The 6713-nt window shown below is 69.7% G+C and carries 1 pseudogene; it reads right to left on the minus strand.

Annotated elements, in window-relative coordinates:
* Positions 1-6713, minus strand: a pseudogene (locus tag A5688_RS09875) (amino acid adenylation domain-containing protein); the annotation flags it as partial.

Consider the following 6713-nt stretch of genomic DNA (forward strand, 5'->3'; position numbering starts at 1 on the left):
GGGCCGCGGGCCGGCCACCAAAGGCTTACGTCGATGCCCGTCTCCACCGATACGCGGCGCCAGCTGGGCGACCGTGGGCGCCTCGAACAGGGTGCGCACCGCAAGCCCGGCATCCAGGCTGGTGTTGACCGCGGCGATCAGGCGCATCGCCAACAGCGAATCCCCACCCAGATCGAAGAACGAGTCGTCGACCCCGACGCGTTCGAGTCCGAGCACCTGGGCGTAGATGCCGGCCAGGATCTCCTCGGTGGGAGTGCCCGGCGCCCGATACCCGCCGGCGGTGTATTCCGGTGCCGGCAGGGCCCGGATGTCCAACTTGCCGCTGACCGTCATCGGCAGCGCGTCTAACGCCATCACCGCGGCCGGGACCATGTAGGCCGGGAGCCGCTCGGCCAGCGCGGCGCGTATTCCGGCCGGATCCGCTGTCCCGGTGACATAGCCCACCAGGCGCTTGTCGCCGGCGCGGTCCTCGCGGGCGATCACCACCGCGTGCTCCACCCCGTCGAGCCCGGCCAACGCCGCGCGCACTTCACCGAGCTCGATGCGATACCCGCGGATCTTGACCTGCTCGTCGGAGCGCCCCAGGTACTGCAGCTGCCCATCGGCACCCCACCGCACCAAATCCCCGGTGCGATACATCCGCGCCCCAGACCCCCCGAACGGGCACGCCACAAACCGCGACCCGGTCAACCCGGCCCGGCCCACATACCCGACGCCCACGCCGCGGCCGGCCACGTACAACTCCCCGACCACCCCGACTGGCACCGGATGCAACCACCCGTCCAGCACGAACAACGCCGCCCCCGACACCGGTGACCCGATCGGCACGACCCCGGCCCCGGCCGACAGTGGCGCACTGACCGTCACGTCGACCGTGGTCTCGGTCGGGCCGTAGGCGTTGATCACCACCCGCCCCCCGGGCGCCCACCGATCCACCACGCTGGTGGGGCACGCCTCACCGCCTACGACCAACGCCGCCGACTCCAAGCCCTCCGGCGATAGCATCGCCACCGCGGACGGGGTCTGGGTGAGCACGTCGACCTGTTCAGCAACCAGCAGCTCGTGCAAGTCGTCCGGAGAGGCTGCGGCCTGCTCGGACACCACCACCATCCGCCCGCCATGCAACAGCGCACCCCAGATCTCCCGGACCGAGGCGTCGAAGGCGTAGGAGTGCCATTGCGTCGACACCTTCGCCGGCCCCGGCACCGTCAGGCCGGCATCCAGGGTCTGCATCAGCTGGGTCACGTTGTGGTGGGTGACCGCCACGCCCTTGGGCACACCGGTGGTGCCCGACGTGTAGATGATGTGCGCGATGTCATCGGGCGCCGGCGCCGGCAACGCCGTGTCCGGGAAGCCGTCGATGCGGGGGTCGTTGATATCGATCACCAGCAGGTGGCACCCGTCCAGCCGCTCGGCCAACTCGGCGGTGGTGACGGCGGCTACCGGCGCGGCGTCGGCCACCGTGAACTGGATGCGCGCATCCGGCACCCCTGGGTCGATCGGCAGATACGCGGCCCCCGTCTTGAGCACCGCCGCAATCGCCACGATCGCCTCGACCGATCGGGAAAACAGCAGCGCCACACACTGTCCCGGGCCCGCGCCGTGCGCGACCAGCAGGTGCGCCAGCAGGTTCGCGGCCTCATCCACTTCGCGATAGGTCATGGAGCGGCCCTCGAAGCTGATCGCCACCGCCTCGGGTGTGCGCGCCACCTGCGCAGCGAACAACGCTGGAATCGACACGGGCGTCGCGGGCTGGTCCAACACCACCCGATTGCCCATGTCATTCAGGCGGGCATGCTCACCGGCATCGAGCAGATCCACCGACGACAACCGCCGTGCGGGGTCGGCCGTCATCGCCGCCAGCACCCGCTGCAACCGCTCGATCAGCGCCTCGATGGTTTCGGTGTCGAACACGTCGGTGCGAAACGCCACCGCCCCGCCAATCCCGGCGGGCTCACCGGCCTCACCCCAGCGTTCGGCCAACGAGAACGTCAAATCCATGCGGGCGGTCTGGGTGTCTACCGGCATCGGGGCGACCTGCACGTCACCCAACGCCACCCCGGCCGCGGAGTCCTGCCAGGGGAAGTTCTGCCAGGCCAGCATCACCTGCACCAGCGGGTGATGCGTCAGGGATCGGGTCGGGTTGAGCCGCTCCACCAGCACCTCGAAGGGCACATCCTGATGCTCGTAAGCGGCCAGGCTGCGCTGGCGCACCTGGGCCAGCAGCTCGCCGACGCTGGGATTTCCGGCCAGGTCGACCCGCAGGACCAAGGTGTTGACGAAGAAGCCCACCAAATCGTCCAGCGCCGGGTCGCCGCGCCCGGCGATCGGGAATCCCACCGCCACATCACGGCTGGCGCTCAGCTTGGCCAGCAGCACCGCCAGGGCGGCCTGGACCACCATGAAGCTGGTCGCGTTGTGCTCCCGTGCGACCCGCGCCACCTGCTGTTGCAACTCCGCCGGCCAGTCCACCGCCACACTGGCGCCGCGGTAGTCGGCCACCGGCGGGTAGGGCCGATCGGTCGGCAACTCCAGCCGCTCGGGCATGCCATCCAGCGCCTGTTCCCAGTAGGCCAGCTGCGCGGCGATGGGACTGTCGCTGTCGTCGAACTCACCCAGCCGCTCGCGCTGCCACAGCGTGTAATCGACATACTGCACCGGCAGATCAGCCCAGTCCGGGGCGTGCCCCGCACACCGGCTGACGTAGGCCGCGCCCAGATCAGCCACCAGCGGGGTGATCGACCAGCCGTCGGCGGCGATATGATGCACCGCGGCCGCCAACACGTGTTCATCCTCGGTGATGCGGAAAAGTGTTGCCCGCAAAGGGATCTCGTTGGCCAGATCGAAACTGTGACGCACCAGCGGGTCGATGGCGTCACCCAGCCGATCCGCCGGCCAGCCGCTGGCGTCGACCACCTGCCAACCGAACTCGGCCCGCTCAGCGGGGATGACCACCTGCTGGGGTATGCCGTCGGGCGCGGCGAACAACGTGCGCAGGCTTTCGTGGCGGGCCACCACATCGGCCAACGCCGTGCCGAACGCGTCGGCATCGAGCTTGCCGCTCAGCCGCAAGGCCACCGACATTGTGTAAACCGGTGAGGGCCCGTGCAACTGGTCGATAAACCACAGCCGCTGCTGGGCGAACGACAGCGGCACCACCGCGGGCCGCTGCTGGACCACCAACGGCTCTTGCCCGCCCGAGCCCTCGCCGATGCGGGGCGCCAACTGGGCCACCGTGGGCGAGTCGAACACCGTGCGCACCGCAAGGCGGGTGTCCAGCGTGGTGTTGATCGCGGTGATCACCCGCATAGCCGACAGCGAATCCCCGCCCAGGTCGAAGAACGAGTCGTCGACCCCGACCCGCTCGAGGCCGAGGACCTGGGCGTAGATGCCGGCCAGGATCTCCTCGGTAGGGGTCGTGGGGGCCCGGTAGTGGTCGTCGTCGGTGTAGGCCGGTGCCGGGAGGGCGCGGGTGTCCAGTTTGTTGTTGACGGTCAGGGGCAGCGCCTCCAACACCATCACCGCGGTGGGGACCATGTAGGCGGGGAGCCGCTCGGCTAGCGCGGCGCGTATCTCGGCCGGGTCTGCCGTGCCGGTGATGTAGCCCACCAGACGTTTGTCGCCGGGGCGGTCCTCGCGGGCGATCGCCACCGCCTGGTCCACCCCATCAACCGCGGCCAAGGCTGCTTGGACTTCACCGAGTTCGATGCGATACCCGCGGATCTTGACCTGCTCGTCGGCGCGCCCCAGATACCGCAGCTGTCCGTCGGCACTCCACCGCACCAGATCGCCGGTGCGATACATCCGCGCGCCCGGCCCGCCGAACGGGCAGGCCACGAACCGTGACGCGGTCAGTCCGGGGCGGCCCACATACCCGACGCCCACGCCGGTACCGGCCACATACAACTCGCCGACCACACCGGCCAGCGCCGGACGCAACCGCCGATCGAGCACGAACAGCGCCGCGCCCGGCACCGGTGACCCGATCGGCACCACCGTCGACCCGGCCACCAACGGCGCGCTGATCGTGGCGTACACCGTCGTCTCGGTCGGGCCGTAGGCGTTGATCATCACCCGGCCGGGCCCCCACCGATCCACCACTTCGGCCGGGCAGGCCTCCGCGGCCACCACCAACGTCGCCGACTCCAACCCCTCGGGCGAGAGCACCCCAACCGCAGACGGGGTCTGGCTCAACACCGTGACCTTTTCGGCGACCAGCAGGGCCTGGAAGTCCTGCGGTGAGCGCGTCACCGCTTCGGGCACCACCACCAGCCGCCCACCGTGCAGCAGCGCGCCCCAGATCTCCCATACCGAGTAGTCAAAGGCGTACGAGTGGCACTGCGTCCAGACCTGTCCCGGTCCCAGTTCCAGACCGACGTCGAGCGAGTCGAACAGCCGGGTGACGTTGTGGTGGGTGACCGCCACGCCTTTGGGCACACCGGTGGTGCCCGAGGTGTAGATGATGTGGGCAAGGTCATCGGGCGCCGGCGCCGGCAACGCGGTGCCCGGTTGGGTATCGATGCGCGGGTCGCGGACATCGACGACGGCCAAGTCGCACCCATCCAGCCGCGAGCGCAGCTCCGCGGTGGTGACCGCGGCAATCGGCGCGGCATCGGCCACCATGAACCGCATCCGTGCATCCGGCACCATCGGATCGATCGGCAGATAGGCCGCCCCGGTCTTGAGCACCGCTACGATCGCGACGATCGCCTCGGCCGACCGGGAAAACACCAGCGCCACAGACTGTCCCGGCCCAGCGCCGTGCGCGGCCAACAGGTGCGCCAACCGGTTGGAGGCCTCGTCCAGCTCGCGATACGTCAGGCAGCGCTCCCCGCAAGTCAGGGCCACCGCCTCGGGCGTGCGCCCCACCTGCGCGGCGAACAACGCCGGAATCGACGCCCCCGTCGCGGGCCGGGTCAACACCGTCCGGTTGCCCCACTCGTCCAGCCGGGCTAGCTCATCGGCATCCAGCACATCCATCGACGACAATCGCCGCGTCAGATCGGCAGTCATGACCGCTGCCCCGCCCCGGCGGTAATCTCCACCAACAGCCGCCGCAGCCGCTCGATCAGCATTTCGACGCTGTCCGCGTCGTACACATCGGTGCGAAACTCCACGACTCCCCCGATCCCGGCCGGGTCGCCGGCCTCCGTCCAACGTTCGGCCAGCGAAAACACCAAATCCATCCGGGCGGTCTCGGTGTCCGCCCGCAGCGGCGTAACCTCCACGTCGCCCAATACCAGGCCGCCCGCCGGCCCGCTGCTGTTCCAGGGCAGGTTCTGCCAGGTCAACATCACCTGAACCAGCGGATGGTGCGTCTGGCTCCGGGTGGGCTTCAGCCGATCGACAAGCACCTCGAACGGCACGTCCTGGTGCTCGTAGGCCGCCAAGCCCCGTTGCCGCACCTGCGCCAGCAACTCGGCGATCGTCGGATCTCCGGCCAGGTCCACCCGCAGCACCAAGGTGTTGACGAAGAACCCGACCAACCCATCCAGCGCCGGGTCGCCGCGCCCGGCGCTGGCGATCCCGAGTGCGACATCGGAGCTGGCGCTGATCTGAGACAAGAGCACAGCCAGGGCGGCCTGAACCACCATGGAGCTGGTCGCGTTGTGCTCGCGCGCCACCCGGGCAACCTGCTGCTGCAACTCCGCCGGCCAGTCCACTACCACTCCGGCGCCGCGGTGATCGGCTACCGGCGGATACGGCCGGTCGGTGGGCAGCATCAGCCGCTCGGGTAGCCCGGCGAGCGCCTGCTCCCAGTAGGCCAGCTGCGCGGCGATGCGGCTGCCGGGATCGGCCAGGTCGCCCAGGTATTCGCGCTGCCACAGCGTGTAATCGGCATATTGGACCGGCAATGGCGCCCAGTTGGGGGCCTGCCCCGCACACCGGCTGGCGTAGGCAACGCCGAGCTCGGCCACCAGCGGGGTGATCGACCAGCCGTCGGCGGCGATGTGGTGCACCACGGCGACCAGCACGTGTTCGTCCTCGCTGACGCGGAAAACCTTGGCGCGCAACGGGATCTCGGTGGCCAGGTCAAAGCTGTGCCGCGCCACCGCGCCGATGGCTTCCTCCAGCCGCGCCTGCGACCAGCCCGTCGCATCAACCACCTGCCAGCCGAAGTCGGCCCGCTCAGCGGGCACAACCAGCTGCTGCGGTGTTCCCTCGGTCGCGGCGAACACGGTGCGCAGGCTTTCCTGGCGGCCCACCACGTCGGCCAGCGCCACCCCCAACGCCTCGGCATCGAGGTTGCCGCCCAACCGCAGCGCCACCGCCATGTTGTAGACCGGCGACGGCCCCTGCACCTGGTCGATGAACCACAACCGTTGCTGGGCATACGACAACGGGATCAGCTCCGGGCGCGGCATCGCCTGCAACGGCGGGCGGGCAGCCCCGGCTTGGTGCCGGTGCAGATAGGCGGCCAGCCCGCCGACGGTGGGGGCTTCGAACAGGTATCGCACCGACACGTCCCTGCCCAGCGCCGACTGCAGCCGCGCGCTGACCTGGGTGGCGATCAACGAGTCCCCGCCCAGGGCGAAGAAGTCGTCATCGAGTCCGACCCGATCCACCCCCAGCACCTCGCCGAACACCTCGGCGACGATCTTTTCGGTCTCGGTCTGCGGGTCCCGGAAGGGCGTTGCGGCGAATACCGGTGCCGGCAGCGCCTTTCGGTCGATCTTGCCCGAGGAGGTCAGCGGGAACTCGTCGAGCACCAC

It is taken from the genome of Mycobacterium mantenii (genome assembly GCF_001667865.1).
Lineage (GTDB): Bacteria > Actinomycetota > Actinomycetes > Mycobacteriales > Mycobacteriaceae > Mycobacterium > Mycobacterium mantenii_A.